Here is a 21,986-nt window from a genome sequence, read left to right as displayed (position 1 = left end):
ATGATCTTCGTCTGACCTTCAACGGGCGGACGCCCCCCTGATCTTGCGCGGCCCGGCTGAATGCCGGGAGCCGCCGGGGCCAAGAAGGCCCCGGCGGCAGTTGCGCAGGCCGCACTCCTGCGCGGTGGTCAGTTGCCCCGCATCACGCGCGGCACCGGCCAGCCGGTCAGGCGCTCGCGCCCGGTTTCGATGGTGACACGGCCGTCATTCAGTTCGGCCACTTTCAGGCCCTGGGCAGTGACGGTTCCGGCGAGTTTGATCGTGATCAGCATGTCGGTCTCTTTCGTTTCGGGGGCCGGGCGATGCGCGGCAAAACGAGGGAAAACGGGCAGAAGCCCCAGCGGGATGGCAGGAAAGGCCATGGTCATCGGCGTGCCAGCGGGTCAAGCGGTTCGATAAGTGCTTCCCAGACCGCAGGGTCGCGCCCCTCCAGCAATTCTGCTGCGGCTTCGGCCGGACGGCGCGAGAACAGGGTCAGCGGCCTCCCGTTGATCCGGTGCAGGGCGCCGGTGCGCCGGTCGACCAGACGCACGGCACAGGTGCGCAGATCGCCTTGCATCTTGTGCATCGACACGGGCTGCGCATGGGCGGCAAATACGGTCATCTTGCGATCTCCTTTGCTTGGGGCGGCGGGCTGCCGCCGTTGTTCATTAATAACGACATACTTGATCGAGTATTTCCAGAGAAAATTCACGTTCATTTTTATCGTGTATATGGAATTTTCCTGCTGCGGGCGCTCTTCTGGCTGAAGGCCCGTTCTTTAAGATAAAAGAATCAATATCTTGTGAGCAATCTGAGTGCCGCAAAAAATCACGATCAAATATATAGACATTTCTTCAAACCCTGCCATGCTGGAGATGTTGGCCCGGAAGTTCATCGCAGCTCATCCCGTCAGGAGGACCAAAGATGGAGGCACTTGATCTGATCGACCGCAAGATCATGGCCGAACTCATGCGGGACGCCACACTGCCTCTGGCCCAGATCGGCGAGAAGGTCGGCCTGTCGCAGACGCCGTGCTGGAAGCGTATCCAGCGGCTTCAGGAAAGTGGCGTGCTGACTGCAAGGGTGGCCATGGCCGATCCGGCCAAGCTGGGCTTTGGCCTGACCATCTTCGTCGGGATCGAGGCGCCGGATCATGGCGCAGACTGGCGTGCGGCCTTCACCCGGGCAGTGACGAGCCTGCCCGAGATCATGGAAGTCTATCGTATGGCGGGCGAGATGGATTACCTGCTGCGCATCGCGGTACCGGACATGACGGCGTTCGACACGCTGTACAAACGGCTGACCGATGCGGTGCCGATCAGGAATGTCACCTCGCATTTTGCGATGGAACGGATGAAGTTCACCACCGCCTATCCGGTGGATACCCGCAGCCGCTGAGAAGGATTTTTCCTGCAAGGGGGGAGTCTTTGGAAACAAAATCACGACAAGATTGATAGATTTATCTGGTGCAACCCGAGGAAAGGAGCCCGCCATGACCATGACCAAGACGCTGATCGTGCCCGGCCTTGATGGCTCACCCGCGCCGCACTGGCAGCATTGGTGGGCGCAGACCGATCCCCATGCGCAGATGGTAGATCTGTCCTTTCCGCATCATCCCTCGCCCGAGGTCTGGGAGTTTGAGCTTGCGGGCGCAATCCTGCAACATCCCGATACGGTGCTTGTCGGTCATTCGCTTGGTGCGGTGCTGATCGCGCGGCTGTTGACGAAATGGCCGCATCTGCGCGTGTCGGCGGCGTTGCTGGTGGCACCGGCGGAGACGGCGGGAAATGATCACATCGGCCATTTTGGCGCCATTCCAGAGCAATCGCTGGATCTGCCTGCAATTGTCGTGGGCAGTCGCAATGACCCGTGGATGTCGTTTGAACGCGCCAGCGCGCTGGCCGGTGTGTGGGGGGCGCAACTGGTTGATCTGGGCGACGCCGGTCATGTGAATGTCGCCTCGGGCTATGGGCCCTGGCCGCAGGGGAAAGCCCTGGCCGCCATGCTGCGCCCGGAGCCGCTCGCTTCTGCGTCGAGGCGGATGGCGCATAAGGAGGGCGGGCTCTGGCTGTGACCTTCAGCCACGGACCGGCATGCTGCCTGCCGTGGCCGCGCGAAACGGTTCGCTCTGCACAATGTGCGGCAGATCACGGGTTCGGGGCGGCTGCTCCGGGAATTTGACATCCCCATGCGGCCGGATCGGCAAGGTCCGGTCGCATAAGTATGAGCATCGGATGTCCCGCAAAACGTCCCGGCGAAAGATCCCGGTTGACAGAAGGTTGCAGTGAAGGTTAAACGTTTAACGAATGAAGTTAAACGTTTTGCCAAGCGAGGCGCCGTGTCAAGAATCACCATCAAGGATGTGGCGGCACAGGCGGGCGTGTCGATCGCAACGGTTTCCAATGCGTTCAGCGGGCGGAAATCCGTCAGCCCCGATATCATCCAGCGGGTCGAGGACGCCGCCCGCGCGCTTGGCTATCAGAAGAACATCGCCGCCTCGCAGTTGCGGTCGGGCAGGGTGCGGGTGGTGGGCGTGCTGGTGCCCAGCCTCGCGGATACATTCTTCGCCTCGCTGGTGTCGCATCTTGAGGAACTGGCCGAGGCTGACGGCTTTCAGGTGCTGGTCGCCACCTCGCGCGATGATGCCCGCCACGAAAGGGCGCAGCTCGACGCGCTGCTGGGGTGGAAGCCTTCGGGCCTGATCGCAGTGCCCTGCACCAACCAGATCCCCGAAAATCTGCGCCGCGAATTTCCGGGCCTGCCAATGGTTCTGGTCGACCGTATCGGTGAGGACGACCTGCCGGTCGACACCGTGACAGTGGATAACCATGCCGCCGGGCGCGAGGCGGCCGAGCATGTGCTGGATCTGGGGCACCGGGATATCCTGATCGCGGCCTCCGTCGCGGCCCTGCGTCCGATTGCCGAGCGTATCCGTGGCATCAGCGGAGCCTGCCATCACCACGCAGGCCAGCCGCCCCGGATCATCGAGCTTGGTCCCGACGTGGAAACCGGGGCGGCCCGGCTGGAGGCATGGCTGGCCCGGAACAGCCATCCGACAGCGGTGATCGCAATGACCAACGTGACCACACTCGCGGTTCTGACCGCCTTTGCACAGCGCGGAATCGACATTCCGGGGGCGGTCTCGCTGGTGGGATTTGACGACTACGCCTGGATGACGGCCCGCAAGGTGCCGCTCTCTGCCGTACGCCAGCCGATCCGCGACATCGCGGCTGCGGCCTGGACCAGGCTGATGGAAAGAATGGACGGTTCCGAGGAAGCACCGGCCCGGATCGTGCTGGAGGCGCCGCTGCAACGCCGCGATTCCGTGGGGGCGGTTCCGGCCTGACCGGACCGGCCGACCGAAGGAGAGACCGGCCTCGCGCCGGTCGGGGAGATATGCCGTGAGGAAGACCAGGTTTCTGGGGGTAATACCCCTGCTTGCGCCCGTGCAGCTGTTGCTGCTGTGCGTCGTGATCCTGCCAGCGCTCTATGTCGTCTGGCTGAGCTTTCATCTGTCGAGCTTCGGTCAGGCACCGGAATTCGTCGGGTGGCAGAATTATCTGCGCGTCCTGTCGGACCCGGCGTTCCGAAGTGCAATGTGGAACACGGTGATCATCGTGGTGGTCGCGGTGCATCTGGAAATGCTTGTCGCGCTGGGGATGGCGCTGCTGTTCAACAGCGGGGTGAAGTTCCGCCGCTTCCTGCTGGTTGCCGTTCTGGCGCCCTATGCGGTGTCCGAGGTGGTCGCGGTCGCGATGTGGCGCTTTCTGTTCGATCTGGACATCGGCCCGGTCACGCTTGCCTTGCAGGCGCTGGGTCTGCCCGTGCTCGAATGGTCCTACGAGCCCAGCCATGCGATGATCATGATCATCCTGCTGACCATCTGGATGCATCTGCCCTTCACCTTCGTCATCCTCTATGCGGCCCGGCTGGCCATGCCTGCCGACCTGTACGAGGCGGCGCGGATCGACGGCGCCACGCGGCTGCAATGCTTCTGGAGGGTGACGCTGCCGCTGATGGGGCCGGCGATCATCGTGGCGCTGCTGTTCCGCTATATCTTTGCGTTCCGCATGTTTTCCGAAGTCTGGCTGCTGACCGGGGGTGGCCCGGCCCGCTCGACCGAAGTGGTGGCGGTTTATCTGTATCAGGAGGCGTTCAGCTACAACGCTTTCGGCACCGCCTCGGCCACGGCCCTGCTGATGGTGATCGCCTCGCTGGTGCTGGCATCCGGTTATATCTGGCTCTTGCGTCGGCAGGTGAAGAATGCGCGCTGAATCCCTTCTCGTTCCGATTGGCAAGACGCTGGCCGTGGCCGCGATCCTTGTCTGGTCGCTGTTCCCGATCGTCTTCATCGTCGCCTCGTCGGTGAAGCCGGGACAGGACATCTTCGCCGTGCCGCCGCAATGGGTTTTCGAGCCGACCTTGCAGCATTACGCGACGCTCTGGGCACAATGGGGGGTATTCTTCCGCGGGCTCTGGAATTCGCTCCTCATCACCATCGGGGCGACGGTGCTGGCCGTCGTGGCCTCGACCTGCGCGGGCTATGCCTTTTCGCGCCATGCCGCGCGCTGGCTGGACCTGTCGGTCGTCGGGTTGATCGCGGTGCGTCTGATCCCGCCCATCGTGGTGACGCTGCCGCTGTTTCCCATCGTGAACCGTCTGGGGCTGGCCGACACCCATCTGGTGCTGATCGTGCTTTACGCGACCTTCTTCGTTTCGCTGGGCACGGTGCTGATGCGCACCTTCATCGACCAGATCCCCCGCGATCTGGACGAGGCGGCGGCCATCGACGGTGCATCGCGGCTTACAATCCTGTGGCGGGTGATCGTGCCGCTGGCGGCGCCCGGTATCCTTGCGGTGGCGGTCTTCGTGATCGTCTTCGCCTGGAACGAATTCCTGTTCGCTTTCATCTTCACCGGGACCAATGCCAAGACCGCGCCGCTCGTGATTTCCGAGATGATCGGCTCGATCGACGGGGTGGATTGGGGAGTGCTGTTCGCCGCCTCGACCGTCCAGCTCGCGCCGGTTCTGGCCTTCGTGATCCTGATGAACCGCTACCTCGTGGCCGGGCTGACCGCCGGTGCCACCAAAGGCTGATCCATGTTTCTGGGAGGAGACACCATGACAAGACCGATGCAGATGAACCGCCGCGGATTTCTGGCCAGCGCAACCGGGACGCTGGCGCTGCTGGCCGCAGCCCCGGCCCTTGCGGCGGGCAAGGTGCTGAATATCCTCAGTCACCGGGTCCATCAGGCGGTTCTGGGCGAGGGTGAGGGCGATCTGATGGCGGGCTGGAAAACGGCCAATGACGCCGATCTGGCCTTCACCACCTTCGATTCCAACCCGCTGATGGACCGGCTGTTCCGCGAGGCGAGCCTGCCGGAAACCGAATTCAGCGTGGGCTACATGGTCGACAACCGCCCCACCTCGGATATCGCACGTCTGTTCGAGCCGCTGGATGGCTGGCAGGAAAAAGACCCGATTGCCGATTTCGCGGATCTGGCCCCCGGTCTGATCAAAGGCATGACCATCGACGGCAAGCTGATCGGCATTCCGGTGCGCACGGCGACGCAGGCGCTGTTCTACAACGAAGATCTGCTGGAGCAGGCGGGCTTCACCGCACCGCCCGCCACGCTGGAGGAGTTGGTCGCGCAGGCGCAGAAGATTTCGGCCGACAAGATCGCGACCGGCATGGTGCTGGCCTCGGATCTGGCGGTCTTCCCGGTGATGTTTGCCCGTGCTTTCGGTGGCGATTTCCTCACGCAGGATTTCAGGCTGCTGCCCGATCCCGCCGCGATGGAACAGGCACTGACGGTGCTTGCGGGAATGTTCGCCGACGGCTCATTGCCACGCAGTTATGCCACCACCAAGAATGACGATCAGGTCACCTGGATGCAGCAGGGGCGTGCAGCCTTCACCGTGCTGCCCTTTGCCCGTGCGGCGCAGCTCAACAATCCTGAGCAATCCAAATTCCCCGGCCGCATCAAGGCGGTGGGCTTCCCGGTGACGGGGGGACTGGTCGGCAAGACTCCGATGGCGGCGGTGGTGGAGGCCTGGGCCATGGTGATCCCGGCCAATGCCAGGGACAAGGATCTGGCCTGGAGCTACATCAGGCAGGTTTCCTCACCAGAAACCACGCTGGGCATGGCGCTGAACGGCAATGGCGCGGCGCGGGTCTCGACCTTCTCGGACCCCAGGCTGATCGAGAAGAACCCGCTGGCCGCCATTGAGGCTGAGGCGCTGGCCAATGCGCGCGGTGCCTTCCCGCCCTTCCCCGAAGCCGCCCGCGCGCAGGCGCTGTTCCTTGAGGAAGTCCAGCTTGCCGTCATGGGTCGCAAGACCCCGGCCGAGGCGGTGGCCGCGATCTCCGAACGGGTGGCACCGCTGCTGCCCTGACCCTCAGGCTTCGGGCGGGGCTGTCATGGCCCCGCCGTCCTTCCCCTTTTCCGAATTCCACGATCAGGATCTGCGAAACATGGCACAGACTGCCACCATCCACGAACCCGCCCGCGAAATCCCCGTCAGCGCGGACTATGATGTGCTTGTCGTCGGCGGCGGCCCGGCGGGGCTGACTTCGGCGCTGGCAGCGGCGGAAAGCGGTCTGCGGGTCGGTCTGCTGGAAAGCCGCAGCTTCGTCGGCGGCAACATGACCATCGGCCTGCCGGTGCTGGGCTTCCTTGGGCAGAAGGGCAACCAGATCATCGAGGGGCTGCCACAGAAATTCATCGACCGGCTGAAGGCGCGCGAGGCGGCCTCGGAACACCGGGCCTGCCCGCTGCATATGGGTATCACACTGGTGGAACCCGAGGCCGTCAAGACCGTGGGCCTTGAGATGCTGACCGAAGCCGGGGTGGATGTGGTGTTCTACACCTTCGTCGCGGGCGTGGTGATGGATGAGGACGGCCACACGATCCGGGGCGTCATCACCGAAAGCAAATCGGGGCGCAGCGCCGTGATGGCCCGCGTCGTGATCGACTGTACCGGCGATGCAGATGTGGCCCACCGCGCCGGGGTCGTGACCGAAAAGGGCAATGAACATGGCGGGATGCAGCCGCCCACGCTGATGTTCTGTCTGTCGGACGTGGATACCGACAAGCTGCGCATGGCCATCGCCAATGCCCCGAAAGAGGCGCGCACCTATCTGACCGATTTCATTCCGGCTGATTACTTCGGCCAGAACCACCAGTTCATCGTGGTGGGTCTGCGCGAGTTGATGGCGAGGGCCAGGCAGGAGCGCGCTCTTGATATTCCGAACGAGCGCACGATCATCATCACCGGGCTGAAGAAAGGCGAGGCCTGGATCAACATGACCCGCGTCGCGGGCACCGATGGCACCGATGCCCGCTCGTTGTCCAATGGCGAGATCGTGGCCCGGCGGCAGATCGACGATATCGTGGAATATCTGGTCAACTATGTTCCGGGGTTCGAGAAGGCGCATTTTACCAAGACCGCGCCTTTCCTCGGCATTCGCGAAACCCGGCGCATCGTCGGGCGCTATGTGATGAACGAACAGGATGTCCTGGGGTGCCGGCATTTCGAGGATGCGATTGCCGTTGCCTCCTACCCCATCGACATTCACCGCCCCGGCGACGAAGGCTGTACCCTGATCTGGTGCGGGGATTGCTATGACATCCCCTATCGCTCGCTTCTGCCGCAGCGGGTGGAAAACCTGATCGTGGCCGGGCGCGCGATTTCCACCACGCATGAGGCGATGGGTGCGATCCGTGTGATGGCGACCTGCATGGCGATGGGCGAGGCTGCGGGTCGCGCCGCCGCGCTGGCGATCCGGCAGGATATCCGGCCACATGAGGTGGATATTCATGCCCTGCGCCGCGACTTGCTGACCCACGGTGCCTATCTGCGCGGCCTGATGGGCGAGCGGCTGACCCCCGAGACCGAGGCGGTCGCCATTCCCGGCTGATCCGCCGACAAAGGGCCCCGCAGGCCGGGGCCCGTCACCTGCCTAACAACGGAGGACACCATGGCCGATCTGCGGCTTACAGGTGTGAAGAAGGATTACGGCGGACATTCCGTCATCAAGGGCGTGGATCTGGAAATCCGCGACGGCGAGTTTGTCGTTTTCGTGGGACCTTCCGGGTGCGGCAAGTCCACGCTGCTGCGGATGATTGCGGGGCTTGAGGAGATCTCGGACGGGACGCTCGACATCGGTGGCAAGCGCGCCAATGACCTGTCACCACGCGACCGGGGCATTGCCATGGTCTTCCAGTCCTATGCGCTTTATCCGCATCTGACGGTGGCCGAAAACATGGGCTTCGGACTGTCGCTGCGCAAGACGCCGCGCGCCGAAGCCACCGCCCGCGTTGCCCGCGCCGCCGAGATCCTGCAAATCACACATCTTCTGGACCGCAAGCCCAGCCAGCTTTCCGGGGGCCAGCGCCAGCGGGTCGCCATCGGCCGTGCCATCGTGCGCGAACCTTCGGTCTTCCTGTTCGACGAGCCGCTGTCGAACCTCGACGCGGCGCTGCGCATGGACATGCGGATGGAGATTGCCAGGCTGCACCGCGATCTGGGCGCGACGATGATCTATGTGACCCATGATCAGGTCGAGGCGATGACGCTGGCGGACAGGATCGTCGTGCTGAACGGCGGGATCGTGCAGCAGGTCGGCCGCCCGATCGACCTGTTCCGCGACCCTTGCAACGCCTTTGTCGCGGGCTTCATCGGCAGTCCACGGATGAACTTTCTGCCGGTGACGGTTGACAGTCTCAATGGTGGTATGGCGCAGGTCTCTGCCGCCGGGGTCGGGCCGGTGGCCGTGGCCGCCGGGCGCATCACCATGCCCGGCCCGGCCATTCTGGGCATTCGTCCGCAGGCGTTGAAACCGGATCAGGCCGCAGACCGCCGCCCCCTGCACGGCCATGTTGTCCTGCTGGAGCGGATGGGCACGGAAACCGTGGTCAATCTGCGCCTGCATAGCGGCCAGTCGGTTCTGGCCGTCGTGCCCGGCGACCTGGAATTGCAACCGGGGCAGGACATCACCTTTTCCTTCGCCCCCGCCGATGCCCGCCTGTTTCCGGCGAGCGACCTGCCGGATCAGCCCGGCACCCCCCATTGAGATAAAGCGACATGGCACAGACACTGAACGGAAAGACAGCGGCAATCACCGGGGCCGCCTCGGGGATCGGGCTGGAATGTGCGCGGCATCTGGTGGAGGCCGGGGTGCGAACCTTCCTCATCGACCGTGATGCCGCTGCGCTGGACCGGGCGGTAGCCGAACTCGGGCCTGCGGCCCTTCCGCTGGTCGTCGATCTGCTGGACCCCGAAAGCGTGGCCGGGATGATGCCCGCCATTCTGGAGCAGGTACCGGGGTTGGACATCTTCCACGCCAATGCCGGGGCCTATGTCGGCGGCGCGGTGGCCGGGGGCGACCCCGCCGTCTGGGACCGGGTGCTGAACCTGAACATCAACGCGGCCTTCCGGTCGGTTCATGCGGTTCTGGGCCATATGGTGCAACGCGGTTCCGGCGATATCATCATGACCTCGTCAGTGGCGGGCGTCGTACCAGTGATCTGGGAGCCGATCTACACCGCCTCCAAATTCGCGGTGCAGGCTTTCGTTCATACTGTCCGGCGGCAGGTGATGGGGCAGGGCATCCGTGTGGGCGCGGTGTTGCCCGGCCCGGTGGTGACGCCCCTGATTGACGACTGGCCGCGCGAGAAGCTGGAGCAGGCCCTGGCCGAAGGCAGCCTGATGCAGCCCGCCGAAGTGGCGGAGGCGGTGATGTTCATGCTGACCCGCGACCCGAATGTCACGATCCGCGATCTGGTGATCGTGCCCCGCAATCTTGACCTGTAAGGAGGCTGCGATGACCCCGGCCTGTTACATCGGCGTCGATGTCGGAACCGGCAGTGCGCGGGCCGGTGTCTTTGACGCAAGCGGACAGCTGCTTGCGACCGCCAGCCACCCGCTGAAGATCTGGCGCCCCAGGCCGCATCATGTGGAACAATCCTCGGCGGATATCTGGGCAGCGGTGTGTCAGGCCACGCGCAGTGCGCTGGCGCTGTCGGGCCGGTCGCCGCAGGCTGTGCGTGGCATCGGCTTTGACGCGACCTGCTCGCTGGTCGTCCTTGGCCCTGAAGGCCGTCCCCTGCCAGTGAATGACGCAGGCGAGGCGGACCGCAATGTGATCGTCTGGATGGACCACCGCGCCGAGGCGCAGGCCGGGCGGATCAACGCCACCCGCCATCGGGTGCTTGACCATGTGGGCGGGCGAATCTCACCCGAGATGGAGACGCCGAAGCTTCTGTGGCTGAAAGAGCATCTGCCCGACACCTATGCCGGGGCGGCGCATTTCATGGATCTGACGGATTTCCTGACGTGGAAAGCCACCGGCAGCCTGTGGCGATCCACCTGCACGGTGGCCTGCAAATGGACCTATATGGCGCATGAGCAGGCATGGGATGCCTCCTATTTCCGGGCCATCGGCCTCGCGGATCTGGCGGAGGCGGGTTTTGCCCGCATCGGGCCGGAGATCCGCCCGCCCGGCACCGCCATTCCCGGCGGGCTGGAGGCCGCAGCCGCGACGGAGCTTGGGCTTCCGGCCGGGGTGGCCGTGGGCATGGGGCTGATCGACGCCCATGCCGGGGCGGTGGGCACGCTGGGGGCGCAGGGCCTGCCGGGCGATCTGGCTCAGCGCATGGCCTATGTCTTTGGCACCTCGGCCTGCACGCTGAACGTTTCGGCTGAGCCGGCGTTCGTGTCGGGCGTCTGGGGGCCTTACTTCTCGGCACTGGTGCCCGGTCTCTGGCTGAGCGAAGGTGGGCAATCTGCGGCAGGGGCGGCGATAGATCATCTGGTGCGACTGCATCCGCTGGCCCCGGAGGCAACGCGGCAGGCCGAAGCCACCGGGCAGAGCCTCGTCGGCTGGATTGAGGCACAGGCCGCGCGCGCACTGGCGGACCGGCCACTTGCCGGTCTGCTGGATGATCTGCATTTGGTTCCGGAATTTCTTGGCAACCGCGCGCCTTTCGCCGATCCGGGCGCCCGCGCCATTATCGCGGGCCTCGGGCTGGAGGAAGACGAGAACAGCCTGATCGCGCTTTACCTCGCCGGGATCTGCGCCATCGGCTACGGGCTTCGCCAGATCGTTGCCGCGCTGAAGGCGGGCGGCGCCGATCTGCAAACCGTGGTGATCAGCGGCGGCGCGGGGCGCAGTGCGCTGGTGCGGCGGTTGCTGGCCGATGCCAGTGGCACCGCCATCGCGGTTTGCGCGACGGAAGAGCCGGTCCTGCTGGGCGCGGCGATGACTGCCGCGATTGCAGATGGCGCCCGGCCCGACCTGCCGACGGCCATGGCCGCGATGTCGGTGGCGGAGGAGACGATCACGCCGGACCCGGCCTGCCGCGCCCTGCACGACAGACGTTTCGCCGCCTATGAAAAGCTGCAAGCCCTGTTCCGCGAGCTCCGCCAGCCCTGACCGTGCCGCTATCCGGCGGTGCCGTGAAGGCAGAGGAAGCACATCTCGGTTCCTGCCTTCACCTTGCCGCTGGCAAAGATCACCGCCCCGTCATGCGGCGCGGTTATCGGGCTGCCGTCCGCACGCTGACCGATCACCTCGCCAGCGCGGACCGGCTCGCCGGTGACGAAGCTGCGCAACAGACGGTCGTCATCGCTTTCGGCAAAGATCGCATCGCCGATCTGGAGGATCTGCGGCGGGGGCGGCGGCGGGCCTGCTTCGGCCATGATCATGTCAAGTGCCGCCAGACCGCGTGCAATCACGTCATAGGCCACACCGACCGAGGCCGGGTCCTTGTGCGAACCGCATTCCACCGTGATCGCAGCCCCACCGACAAACCGCATGAATTCGGTGGTGCCGACGGCATGAGCGATGTCCTGCGCCCGGCCCTGCTGCGCCAGCGCCTTCAGATGGGCGGGCATCCAGCCCTGCACCGCGAAGGGCAGACCCAGCGCGCGGATCAGGCGGCGTTCCTCGTCCGGGCGGGCATGGGGTTCCAGCGCGCCGCCCGGCGCATCGGGGCCAAACAGCGCAAAGGCGGGCCCTTCCGACCCGAAGGAATGCAGGTCGATCAGCACGTCATGGGCGCGCAGCAGCGGACACAGCACATTCGCCACCCGGTCCTCGTTCACCTGCGGCACCGGATAGTCGCGGAGGTTGCGGTTCAGGTTCCGCTCGCCCTCGCGCTGGTCAAGCCGATAGGCCAGGGCATTGACCACCGGCACGAAGGTCACCGAGCCGCACAGCAGCTTGCGGCGCCCGCTGCGGAACTCGGCGATCATCCGGGCAATAGCCTTCGGCCCGCAGACCTCGTTGCCATGGACGGCGCCGGTCACGATGACGCGCGGGCCGGGCCGCAGGCTGTGGAAGCTGACGCTTTCCAGACTGTCGGGCAGGGCAAGCGACCCTGCCGTCTGATCCGGCGCGGCGATGTCGATGATCATGCCGGGCCGCAGGCGGCGCGCAAGGTTCAGCAACTGGTCATGCGGCACGGCGACACAACCGGCGGTGCCCGTCATCTCGGGGCGGGCGGCATGCAGGAAGATCGCGCTGCCCCCGGCCGCGCGCGGCACCGCATCGTTCCAGCCCAGCGGGATGAAGATGTCGAACAGCTTCGGGGCGCGGTCGGGCGGCGGCTCGTTATGGCTGCGGGCGCGCATCCGGTTGTAATCGGGGCTGGCCGGGTTCTCGATCCAGTCATAGCTGTCGGGCTTGGGCTTGAACGGAAAGGCCATTTCGGCCATTTCGGCGTCGGCAAAGACGCCCGGCTCGTAGTACCCGTAGCGCAGGGCAAAGCGCCCTGCCGGGGTGGCACCATCACCCTCGCGTTTCAGCGCCGGATCGACGATGCCCGACCGGCCGACGGCACAGGGCACGGACCAGTCACCGATGGTCAGCGTGCCGCGATGCGGGGCGGCAGGATCATCCCCCGCGCGCACCGTGATGATCAGATCCGGCCCGATTTCGGGAATGGGGGCGGCAAAAAGCTCAGACATGGGGGTTTCCGGTTTGCAGCAGATGACAGCGCGCCCGATGATCGGCGCTGATGCGGGTGAATTCGGGTCCGTCCCCGCTGCGGCAGCGGGGCATGGCCAGTGGACAACGCGGGTGAAAGGCGCAGCCTTCCGGCGGGCTGAGCGGGCTGGGAATTTCCCCCCCCAGCCGGGCGGGCGCCCGGTCACGGTGCATCGGATCGGGGATCGCGGAGATCAGTGCGCGCGTGTAGGGATGGGCGGGGGCGGTGAAAATCTCGCGCCAGCCGCCTTCCTCGACGATCCGGCCCAGATACATGACAGCGATCCGGTCGCTCATGTGTTCGACCACGCCCAGATCATGCGAGATGAGCAACAGCGCAATGCCCAGCCTGTCCTTCAGCTCCAGCAGAAGGTTGATGATCTGCGCCCGGATCGAGACGTCCAGCGCTGACACGGGTTCGTCGCAGATCACCAGTTTCGGCCGCAGGATCAGCGCGCGTGCGATGCACAGCCGCTGGCGCTGGCCGCCGGAAAATTCGTGCGGGTAGCGGCTGGCGACTTCCGGCGCCATGCCGACCAGCGACAGCATCTCGGCCACACGGGCCTCACGCTCGGCCCGGTCGGTCATGCCATGCAGACGCAGCGGACCGGACAGGATCTCGCGGATGGTCTGGCGAGGGTTGAGCGACGACATCGGATCCTGAAACACCATCTGCGCCGACCGCGCCAGCGCCATGGCCGGAACCCGCGCATTGCCGGTGATCTCGTGCCCGTCCAGCCGGATCATGCCTTCGGTGGCGGGCACCAGACCCAGCAGCGCCTGCGCGATGGAGGATTTGCCGCAGCCGCTTTCCCCCACCAGACCAAGGCACTGGCCCGTGTGCAACGTCAGATCGACCCCATCCACCGCCTTGACGGCAAGTGGCTTGCCGCGCCAGCCGTGCCGCACCGGATAATGCACCCTGAGGCCCTGTACCGACAGCAGGGGTTCGGCTTCGGGGATCATTGCAGCCTCAGACATGATGCAGACACCGGACCCGGCCCCCCTTGTTCAGATCGGTCATCGAAACGGGCGCCGCACGGCATTCAGGGGTGACGCGGCCACAGCGTGGCGCAAAGCGGCAGCCCTGCGGGAAATCGCGGATCGCAGGCACCACGCCCCCGATCTCTGTCAGCCGTTCCTGCCCGCGCTCCAGCCGACGCCCCAGCCGGGGCAGGGCATCGACCAGCCCGCGGGTATAGGGATGGGCCGGGGCGGTGAAGATATCCCCTGCACTGCGCTGTTCGACGATCTGGCCCGCATACATCACCGCCACACGGTTGCAGATGCGCGCCACCAGCCCGAGGTCGTGCGAAATCATCATCACCGCCGTGCCCCGCGCGCGGCAGAGGTCCAGCACCAGTTCGACGATCTCAGCCTGAATGGTGACATCCAGCGCGGTGGTCGGCTCGTCCGCGATCAGCAGCGCCGGATCGCAGGCCAGCGCAATGGCAATCATCACCCGTTGCCGCATCCCGCCAGAAAGCTGATGCGGATAGGCCCTGATGCGCCGTTCGGGGCTGGAGACCTGCACCTGTTCCAACGCCTCGATGGCTTTCATCCGGGCGGCACGGGCGGTCAGACCGCGATGCAGCACGAACATCTCGCCGATCTGGTCGCCCACCGTCATCAGCGGGTTGAGCGCCGTCATCGGCTCCTGAAAGATCATCGACACCATATTACCGCGCAGATGGCGCATCTCGCGCGTGGGCAGGGTGGCCAGATCGCGACCCTCCAGCAAAATTTGCCCGCCGCTGATCGCCATGGGCGCCTTCAGAAGCCCGGCCAGAGCCAGTGCGCAAAGGCTCTTGCCGCAGCCGGATTCGCCGACGAGGCCAAAAACCTCGCCCCGGTTGATGCTGAAATTCACGCCATCGACCGCTGCGACGGGCGTGGGACCGTCACACAGGCTGATTGCAAGATCGCGGACGTCCAGAACCGTTTCGGTCATTTGCGGCCCTTTCCATGCGGGTCCAGCAGGTCGCGCAGACCGTCGCCCAGAAGGTTGAAGCCCAGAACGGCGGCAAACAGTGCCAGCCCCGGAAAGATGGCGACCCAGGGCGCGACCATCAGTTGCTCGCGCGCCGAGGAGAGCATGCCGCCCCAGCTCGGGTTCGGGGGCACCACGCCAAGGCCAAGGAAGGACAGCGATGCCTCCGCCATGATGGCGGAACCGACCCCCATGGTCGCCACCACGATCAGCGGCCCCGCGATATTGGGCAGCAATTCGCGGAACATGACATGCAGCGGGCCAAAGCCCATGGTGCGGGCCGATTGCACATAGTTCAGCGACTTCTGCGTCAGCACCTGCGCACGCGAAATCCGGCAGCTATAGGCCCAGTCGGTCATGCCAAGCGCGATCAGCAGACTCAGAAGCCCCGGCCCGAGGATCGCCATGAGCGCCAGCGCAAAAACAATGGTCGGGATCGACAGCATGAGGTTGGTCAGGCCCTGCACCATCTCGTCCCACCAGCCGCCGATATAGCCGGCCGACAGACCCAGCGAGACGCCGATGGCCGTGTTCATCACCTGCACCGCCAGACCGATGAACAGTGAAATCCGCGCACCATAAACCATGCGGGAAAAGATATCGCGGCCCTGCTCGTCGGTGCCCAGCCAGAACTGGGCGCCGGGCGGCTCTTCGGCATACATCAGATTGGCCGAGGTGATGGGGTCATAAGGGGCGATCAGCGGGGCAAAGATTGCCAGCACCGCGATCAGCAGGATGATCCCGCCACCGACGTAAAGGTTGGCTCCGGCTTTCATGGTGCCTCCTCAGCGGTAGCGGATGCGCGGATCGACCACCAGATAGGCAAGGTCGACCAGCGTGTTGATCAGAAGGAAGAACAGCACGATCACCAGAATGGCCCCCTGAACCGCAGGCAGATCCCGCAGCCCGACCGAATCGATCAGCAGCGAGCCGACGCCCGGCCAGGCAAACAGCTTTTCGATGACGACCGACCCACCCAGCATCGAGCCGAATTGCAGCCCGATCGTGGTCAGCACCAGCACGAAGGCATTCCGCGCCAGATGGCGCAGCACAAGCCGCCGCTCTGACATGCCCTTGGAGCGGGCGGTGCGGATGAAATCGGCGTTCAGAGTCTCCAGCACGGCGGCGCGGGTGGTGCGGGCCAGAAGCGCCATGGGCGCGATGCCCAGCGTGATGGCGGGCAGGATCAGGTGACGCAGCCCGCCCGAGCCATAGCCGAAGGTCGGCAGCCAGTGCAGCTTCAGCGAGAACAGATACATCAGCACCAGCCCCGCCCAGAAGGCCGGGATGGAGAGGCCTGATACCGCCAGCGACATGGTGGCGGTGTCGAGCCAGGTTCCCCGGCGCATCGCGGCAAAGAACCCCAGCGGCAGTCCGATGCAGACCGCGAACAGGATCGCGCCGCACGCCAGCCGGAACGACGCCCAGATCCGCCCCGCCAGCATGTCGGCCACCGGGCGCTTGGTGGCGTAGGAGATGCCCAGATCGCCCTGCGCCAGCCCCGCCATGTAGCGGCCAAAGCGTTGCGGCAGCGGATCGTTCAGACCCAGCTCGGTCTCGATCCGCTCCAGTACTTCGGCAGAGACATCGCGCTTGTCGGCCTGAAGCGACGAGGCATAAGTGCCCGGAATCACGCTGAACAGCAGGAAGACAAGGGTGATGACGACAAAGACAGTCAGCGCGGCCTGAACAAGCCGTCTGAGCAGGACATTCAGCATGGCGGACCCACGGGCTAGGAAAAGCGGGTCGGGGGGCGGTCAGCCGCCCCCCGGCAGGCAGATCAGCGCGAAGGCGCGTTTTCGTCCAGCCAGACCTGATCGACCTCGATGATCGCGGCCTCGGTCACATTGGCATCGACGCCATGCACCCAGGGCTGCGTCGCCAGCACAGCCTTGTTGTAGTTGTGGAACCAGACCGGCGCCTGTTCGAAGATATAGGCATCGGCTTTCTTCACCAGCTCAATCCGCTTGGCCGGATCGACCGTCGCCATGGCCTCGTCCAGCATCGCGTCATAGGCCGCATCCTTGAAGCCCGCCCGGTTGGTCGAACGCGGGCGGCGGCTGTCAAAGCTGCGCAGCGCCGAAATCGGGTCCGGCCCGGTGCCGTTGGAGCGGAACCACGCGGGGGCCTCGCCCTTGTTGATCGCCTCGACCAGCACGCCGGCCTCGACCACCTTGGGGGTCACGGTGATGCCCACGGCGGCAAGGAAGGGGGTCATGGCCTGCAACACGCCCAGCGACGAGGTGGCATCGGTCACCCAGGCTTCAAAGCTGACGCCATCGGCCAGCCCGGCCTCGGCCAGCAGCGCCCTGGCCTTTTCGGGATCAAAGGCATAGGGCTTGCGGTCGGGATCAAAGCCCGAAGACGGCGTAGGCAGCCAGCCCACCGCCTTGAACGCCTTGTTCTTCAACAGCTTTTCTATGATGATGTCGCGATCCACCGCATAGTTGATCGCCTGCCGCACCCGAACATCGTCAAAGGGTTTCATGTCGAGGTTCATACCCATGTGGCGGGTGAACATCTCGGCAATCTCGATCAGACCCTTCGACAGGTCCGGGTCTTGCGCATACATCACATAGCCGTTTTCCGACAGAACGGTCGCGTCGACCTCGCCCGCGCGGAAAGCCACATCCAGCGCCGAATAATCGTCGGTGATGGTGAATTCGATGGCATCGGCATAGGGCTTGCCGGGTTTGAAATACTTGTCGAACTTCTTGCCCGAGATGCGCGAACCCTCGATATGTTCAACGAAGGTGAAGGGGCCGCAGCCGACCGGGTTCGACAGGAAGGTGCCGCTTTCCACCGCCTCGCGCGGCAGGATCGCCGTGACCGCCTCGAACAGCAGATAGCCGGGATCGGCGAAGCTTTCGAAGGTGATCGAAAAAGTCATGTCGTCGATCTTCGCCAGACCCGCCACATGATCGGCCTTGCCGTCCAGATAGTCCTGCGCGCCAAGGATGTTTTGCAGGTTGGAAATGGCCGAGAGGCTGCTGCCCGGCGCAAGGATGCGCGAATAGGACCAGATCACGTCATCGGCAACCATCTGGCGGCCGTTGTGGAAAAAGATGTTGTCGAGCAGCTTGTAGGTGAAGGTCTTGCCATCCTCGCTGACCTTCACCTCGGAGGCCAGTTCCAGCACGACCGAATTGGTCGCCGAATCCCAGTTGTACAGCGAGCGGTGGAAGGCCTTCGACACCGCCATGTCCTGCGATTCATAGGTGGCATGCGGGTCAAGGCTTTGCAGCGCCGAACCGAAGGGCGCCACCATCTGCAACTTGCCGCCCGGGCGCGGCGTGCCCGCGTCCTGCGCGCGGGCGGCGAAGGGGGCAAGGCCGGTGGCGGCAGCCGCAGTGCTGGCAAGCATGGCGGCCAGCATGCGGCGGCGGCTCAGGATCAGGGATGCGGGCGAATGGGTCATGGTCAGCTTCCTGTTGTGTATCTTGCTTGTTGTCTTTGAAGGGTCAGCCAAAGGCTTCGGCGATGAAAGCGCGGGCGAAGGCGGGCAGGGTGCCCGTATGGGCGGCGGCGGCAGGGCCTTCCGTCATCACCGCCAGCGTGGCCGAACGGCCATCGGGGGCAGAAATCGCCGCCACATCATGCCGCGTCCACGAGGTATGCCCGGCTTTGGACCAGACGCGAAACCCATCGGGAATGCCGCCGGTCAGGTAACCGGCAATCTGGTCACCCTCGGGGTCCGGGGCTGCGGTGCGCTGCCAGTCGCGCGAAAGATGCCCGGCCATCCAGTCACGCCGAGGCAAGGCACCGCGCAGCATTTCATGCAGCATCGCGGCGCAGGCGCGGGCGGAAAGCTGGTTGCCGGGCCGCACCTGACGCGCCTGACGGGCGCGGCCATAGGGGCTGTCCTCATAGGTCGAATGAATCAGATGGATTCCCGCCAGCGCCGGAAGGCCCAGCCCCTCCAGCCAGTCCTGCACCTGATGGCGCGCAGTCACCCATTCCTCCAGTGCGGCGGGGTCCAGCACCGGGCCATCGAAAGCGCCTGTCAGACGACCCAGCAAATAGGTGGTCGCATCGTTCGAGGATATGCCGATCATCGCTTTGGTGGCCCGATGATCCTCGTCATCCAGCGCAAGGCGGCCCCCGGCCTCGAAAGCGGCCAGCGCGGCCAGATAGAACATCTTGCAGACCGAGGCCGGATAGATCTGTGCATCGCCGCGATGCTCCCAGACAGGTTGCGCGGCGAAGGGGCCGGGATCGGCCTCGACCAGCGGTCGGTCGTTCAGCACGGCACAAACTGCCACCTGCCCGGCCCCGAAGGCCCCCCCGGCTTCGCGCAACAGGGCGTCCAGCCCGGCTTGCGCGGCGCGGTTCAGGCGAAAGGTGCTGGCTTCGGCTGGCATGGTCACAAGATGCGTTCCCGGCTGAAAGGACGACGAGATCCTGACGGAATGCTAAGCGGCGGGTGGCGGCGGGGGATATAGAAAAGGCTATGGAAGTTCATTCATTATGGATATAAATGGCGGCGATACTCGGAGGCCCCCGTGAAACCAGAACTGAACCTGCGGCAGGTCGACGTGTTCCGCGCCATCGTGAAGTTTGGCACCGTCACGGCCGCCGCCGCTGCGCTGGGATCGTCGCAACCCACCCTGACGCGCGAGGTGTTGCGGCTGGAAGCCTCGGTCGGTTTCCAGTTGTTCGAACGCCGCCGGCAGCGGCTGCACCCGACGGCTCGGGCGCTGAAGCTCTATCACGCCATCGAAGAAGCTTATTCCGGCCTCGACAAGATCAATGCCTCGCTGCACCGGATGCGCGCCGCCTCTGGCGAGATTCTGCAGGTCTCGACCCTGCCGACCTTCGCGCAAAGCCTGCTGCCCGAGGCGGTGGCGCGGCTGCACCGCGAGGCGCCGGGCCTGACCATTGAGATCGACAATGGCGATCCGCGCAACCAGTCGCCCATTTCGGGGTTCAACTTCGACATTGGCCTGATCGAAGGAGAATATGATGACCCCACGACCGAGGTGATCCCTTTGGGAACGTTTCGCCAGGTCTGCCTGATCCCTGCCGGGCATCCCCTGGCCAGTGGCACGGGACCGCTGCGCCTTCAGGATTTCGAGGATCAGGCCTTTGTCTCGCTGGGACCGAAAGATCCCTACCGGCTGATCCTCGACCGGCTGTTCGACGAGGCAGGAGTGACCCGGCGCCTGCCGGTCACCATGCAATCGGCCAACGGCGCCTGCGAGATGGTGCGCAGCGGCATCGGGGTCAGCATCCTCAACCCCCTGACCGCACTCGGCTATCTGGGGGATCGGGTTGTGCTGCGCGCGTTTGCGCAGGCACCGGGCTTTGTGGTTTCGGCCCTGCATCCGGTGGACCGGCCGTGGGTCGATACCGCCGGGCGGCTGGCCGGGCATCTGAAGGCGATCTGCGCTGAGGCACAGCAGCGTCTGGAAGCGCTGCACCTGATCTGAACGGGCTAGTGGCCAGTGACCAGACCTGCCCCGGTCTGCGCCTCCAGAAGCGCCATGCGGTTGCGCGCATGATCGAGGATCGGCCCCGCGACCCGTTCGGGAAAGCCGACCGGCATGGTATCTGCGACCCGTTCGATGGCGGGAAGGCCCGCCGCCACAAGATCGGCGAACGCCCGGCGCCGCAGTTCTGGCGGGACCCGTGCGCGCGCAGCCGTTTCGTCGAAATGCCGGGGCTGGATCTGATCCAGCCGGTAGTGCCGCCTGCGCCCGACAGACATGGCCAGCCGCAACTCGCGGTGACGGAAGGCGCCGGACCCCATGGCAGGGGCGGCGCTGAGAATGTCGTAAAGCGGCGTCATCCGAAACCCGCCCGGCCCGAGGAAGACCGAATAGTTCTTGGCGTGTCCGTCGATGGCCGCCAGCAACCAGTTCACGATCTGGGCTTTCAGAAACAGTAGCTGATCGCCCGCCCGTTCGGCCGAACCTTCCAGCAGATGCAGAGCGTCCTGCATCCCCGGACCGCCATGCTCCTGATATTTCTGTGCTGATTCAAGCCCCTGAGCCTGAAGGAAATCTTCTTGCGGCAGGCGCAGGATGCCACCACGCGGACGGGGCGTGCGGTCAAAGCGGGTGACGACCAGAACCGTCTGATCCTCGAAGCTTTCGATCCGCGCCTCGTTTGCCGGCAGGCCAAACGCGGCGGCAAGACGCAGGCACAGCCATTCATTCTCGACACTGTCGGTCATGTCGATCCCGTGCGACACGATCCCCATGCGCCGTTTGAAGATATGGGTGGTGGGCGTCAGCCCGACGGGTTTCAGCCAGCGGCCCTCCTGCCACAGAAAGGCGGTCTTTTCCTGTGCCCCGGCCAGCGAGATGCGGAAGGACTCATCCGCGTGCAGGCCCAGCGGCGCGGTGGCAAGCTCGCGCAGCGTGGCTGCGATTTGCGCCTCGTCCTGCGGCAGCCCTTCAATGCGGAAGGGATCGCCCGGATCGCTGCCCTGCGGCAGGAACTGCATCGCGCCGATGCAATCCCGCCCGATGGCGGCCAGCAGGTCATGCGGGCGGTCGCTGCGCGCGGCGGTCCGTTCCGCGATACGGCGGCGCAGATCGGCATTGTCGGGCAGCAGGTTTTCAAACACCGCGCTGACATGTGCCCCTGACTGATTGCCCGCCATCAGCGGCAACTGGCGCGAGATCGGGAAGGCAAATTCCCATGCCAGCCAGTCGGCGTCATAGGCAAAGCTCACCCCGCCCGCGGGGGTATAGCGGTATTCTCCGGCCAGCCGTCCGTTGATGCGGACATCCAGCCGCCGCGTGACCGGCGGGCGCCCCATCAGAAGATATCCGTGATGGAGGGGGCAGGCGCGACCTTGCCCGCCTCGCCCAGCACAAGGTCCAGCCCGAGGGCGGAAATCAGCGCGAAAAGGGTCGATACCTTGGGTTCATGCGTGCCATTCTCGATCCGCGACACATGCTTTGCCGCAAGCCCGGCGCGCTGGCCAAGCTCTTCCTGGGTCAGCCCCAGCGCACGGCGGCGGCTGCGCAGCGCCTGCGTCAGGCTGGTTGCGTCACGAAGGATCTGGGTCTGCAT

At 65.1% G+C, this 21,986-nt stretch carries 22 protein-coding genes; 11 read left to right on the top strand and 11 right to left on the bottom strand.

The window, feature by feature from the left end:
* Positions 1-128 precede the first annotated feature (128 nt).
* Positions 129-368, bottom strand: coding sequence for a hypothetical protein (locus tag IE126_RS25960; RefSeq protein ID WP_229825492.1), 240 nt, complete (start codon positions 366-368; stop codon positions 129-131).
* On the bottom strand, positions 365-604 hold the full coding sequence (locus tag IE126_RS13480) for a hypothetical protein (protein WP_229825491.1): 240 nt from the start codon (positions 602-604) through the stop codon (positions 365-367). The genes IE126_RS25960 and IE126_RS13480 overlap by 4 nt, the downstream gene beginning before the upstream one ends.
* Positions 605-906: 302 nt before the next feature.
* On the opposite strand from IE126_RS13480, the gene IE126_RS13475 reads away from it, so the two are divergent.
* The 10 genes from IE126_RS13475 (at position 907) to IE126_RS13430 (ending at position 11,419) form a co-directional block, all read left to right on the top strand.
* Positions 907-1,380: an Lrp/AsnC family transcriptional regulator gene (locus IE126_RS13475; protein ID WP_189381312.1), complete on the top strand. Its 474-nt coding sequence runs from the start codon at positions 907-909 to the stop codon at positions 1,378-1,380.
* 94 nt (positions 1,381-1,474) lie between these two features.
* Positions 1,475-2,056, top strand: a complete 582-nt coding sequence (locus IE126_RS13470; RefSeq protein WP_229825490.1) for an RBBP9/YdeN family alpha/beta hydrolase — start codon at positions 1,475-1,477, stop codon at positions 2,054-2,056.
* Positions 2,057-2,320: 264 nt separating this feature from the next.
* Positions 2,321-3,328 carry a LacI family DNA-binding transcriptional regulator gene (locus IE126_RS13465; RefSeq protein WP_054302107.1) on the top strand — a complete coding sequence of 336 codons (1,008 nt, stop codon included), beginning with the start codon at positions 2,321-2,323 and terminating at the stop codon, positions 3,326-3,328.
* 55 nt (positions 3,329-3,383) lie between these two features.
* Positions 3,384-4,256 (top strand): carbohydrate ABC transporter permease, encoded by an 873-nt coding sequence (locus tag IE126_RS13460; RefSeq protein WP_229825488.1) that lies wholly within the window; start codon positions 3,384-3,386, stop codon positions 4,254-4,256.
* Positions 4,246-5,079, top strand: a complete 834-nt coding sequence (locus tag IE126_RS13455; RefSeq protein WP_189381311.1) for a carbohydrate ABC transporter permease — start codon at positions 4,246-4,248, stop codon at positions 5,077-5,079. The genes IE126_RS13460 and IE126_RS13455 overlap by 11 nt, the downstream gene beginning before the upstream one ends.
* Positions 5,080-5,103: 24 nt before the next feature.
* Positions 5,104-6,378, top strand: a complete 1,275-nt coding sequence (locus tag IE126_RS13450; protein ID WP_189381310.1) for an ABC transporter substrate-binding protein — start codon at positions 5,104-5,106, stop codon at positions 6,376-6,378.
* A gap of 79 nt (positions 6,379-6,457) precedes the next feature.
* Complete coding sequence (locus IE126_RS13445) at positions 6,458-7,903, top strand: FAD-dependent oxidoreductase (RefSeq protein ID WP_189381309.1); 1,446 nt, start codon at positions 6,458-6,460, stop codon at positions 7,901-7,903.
* A gap of 60 nt (positions 7,904-7,963) precedes the next feature.
* Positions 7,964-9,058, top strand: coding sequence for an ABC transporter ATP-binding protein (locus tag IE126_RS13440; RefSeq protein ID WP_189381308.1), 1,095 nt, complete (start codon positions 7,964-7,966; stop codon positions 9,056-9,058).
* An 11-nt stretch (positions 9,059-9,069) separates the two neighbouring features.
* Complete coding sequence (locus IE126_RS13435) at positions 9,070-9,798, top strand: SDR family oxidoreductase (RefSeq protein WP_189381307.1); 729 nt, start codon at positions 9,070-9,072, stop codon at positions 9,796-9,798.
* A gap of 10 nt (positions 9,799-9,808) precedes the next feature.
* Complete coding sequence (locus tag IE126_RS13430; RefSeq protein ID WP_189381306.1) at positions 9,809-11,419, top strand: FGGY-family carbohydrate kinase; 1,611 nt, start codon at positions 9,809-9,811, stop codon at positions 11,417-11,419.
* An 8-nt stretch (positions 11,420-11,427) separates the two neighbouring features.
* On the opposite strand, the gene IE126_RS13425 is transcribed toward IE126_RS13430, so the two are convergent.
* The 7 genes from IE126_RS13425 to IE126_RS13395 form a co-directional block, all read right to left on the bottom strand.
* On the bottom strand, positions 11,428-12,954 hold the full coding sequence (locus IE126_RS13425; RefSeq protein WP_189381305.1) for a L,D-transpeptidase family protein: 1,527 nt from the start codon (positions 12,952-12,954) through the stop codon (positions 11,428-11,430).
* Positions 12,947-13,954: an ABC transporter ATP-binding protein gene (locus IE126_RS13420; RefSeq protein ID WP_229825486.1), complete on the bottom strand. Its 1,008-nt coding sequence runs from the start codon at positions 13,952-13,954 to the stop codon at positions 12,947-12,949. Before IE126_RS13420 ends, IE126_RS13425 begins: the two co-directional genes overlap by 8 nt.
* A complete protein-coding gene (locus IE126_RS13415) occupies positions 13,947-14,924 on the bottom strand; it encodes an ABC transporter ATP-binding protein (protein ID WP_189381304.1) in 978 nt (325 codons plus the stop codon). The genes IE126_RS13420 and IE126_RS13415 overlap by 8 nt, the downstream gene beginning before the upstream one ends.
* The gene (locus IE126_RS13410) at positions 14,921-15,739 is read right to left on the bottom strand and encodes an ABC transporter permease (protein ID WP_054302096.1); all 819 of its coding nucleotides are present in this window, start codon (positions 15,737-15,739) and stop codon (positions 14,921-14,923) included. The genes IE126_RS13415 and IE126_RS13410 overlap by 4 nt, the downstream gene beginning before the upstream one ends.
* Before the next feature lie 9 nt (positions 15,740-15,748).
* A complete protein-coding gene (locus tag IE126_RS13405; protein ID WP_054302095.1) occupies positions 15,749-16,681 on the bottom strand; it encodes an ABC transporter permease in 933 nt (310 codons plus the stop codon).
* Positions 16,682-16,743: 62 nt separating this feature from the next.
* Entirely contained in the window at positions 16,744-18,381 is a 1,638-nt protein-coding gene (locus IE126_RS13400; RefSeq protein WP_189381303.1) for an ABC transporter substrate-binding protein, read from the bottom strand.
* Between the two features lie 43 nt (positions 18,382-18,424).
* A complete protein-coding gene (locus IE126_RS13395; RefSeq protein WP_229825506.1) occupies positions 18,425-19,324 on the bottom strand; it encodes a serine hydrolase in 900 nt (299 codons plus the stop codon).
* A 141-nt stretch (positions 19,325-19,465) separates the two neighbouring features.
* Here IE126_RS13395 and IE126_RS13390 point away from each other — a divergent pair, with 141 nt between their 5' ends.
* Complete coding sequence (locus IE126_RS13390; RefSeq protein WP_189381301.1) at positions 19,466-20,392, top strand: LysR substrate-binding domain-containing protein; 927 nt, start codon at positions 19,466-19,468, stop codon at positions 20,390-20,392.
* A 5-nt stretch (positions 20,393-20,397) separates the two neighbouring features.
* Here the strand turns inward: IE126_RS13390 and IE126_RS13385 are convergent, their stop codons facing one another.
* The gene (locus IE126_RS13385) at positions 20,398-21,729 is read right to left on the bottom strand and encodes a type II toxin-antitoxin system HipA family toxin (RefSeq protein WP_189381300.1); all 1,332 of its coding nucleotides are present in this window, start codon (positions 21,727-21,729) and stop codon (positions 20,398-20,400) included.
* A complete protein-coding gene (locus IE126_RS13380; protein ID WP_108129552.1) occupies positions 21,729-21,986 on the bottom strand; it encodes a helix-turn-helix domain-containing protein in 258 nt (85 codons plus the stop codon). Before IE126_RS13380 ends, IE126_RS13385 begins: the two co-directional genes overlap by 1 nt.

The sequence above is a fragment of the Gemmobacter nanjingensis genome (assembly GCF_014652195.1).
GTDB lineage: Bacteria > Pseudomonadota > Alphaproteobacteria > Rhodobacterales > Rhodobacteraceae > Gemmobacter > Gemmobacter caeni.
This window is presented reverse-complemented; position numbering and strand designations above follow the sequence as displayed.